Genomic DNA, 236 nt, shown 5'->3' on the forward strand with positions numbered 1-236 from the left:
TGACCTTGGTCCGGACGGTGCGGACGAACCGTTCGGCGTAGGCGTTCGCCCGGGGCGTCCGGGGTGGGATCGTGACGGTGGTGATGCCGGCGTCGGCGAGGACCGCGTCGAAGGAGGCGGTGAACTGTCCGGCCCGGTCACGAACCAGAAATTGGAAGTCGGCCGCCCGGTCCGCCGAAGCCCATGAGGAGGTTCCGGGCTTGTTGGGTGGTCCACGGTCCGTCCGGGTGAGCGGT

1 pseudogene is annotated in these 236 nt (G+C 69.5%); it reads right to left on the bottom strand.

The annotated features are described in order from the left end of the window. A pseudogene (locus tag FMEAI12_RS27970) lies at positions 1-236 on the bottom strand (transposase); the annotation flags it as partial.

Source organism: Parafrankia sp. Ea1.12 (assembly GCF_900465275.1).
GTDB classification, from domain to species: domain Bacteria; phylum Actinomycetota; class Actinomycetes; order Frankiales; family Frankiaceae; genus Parafrankia; species Parafrankia soli.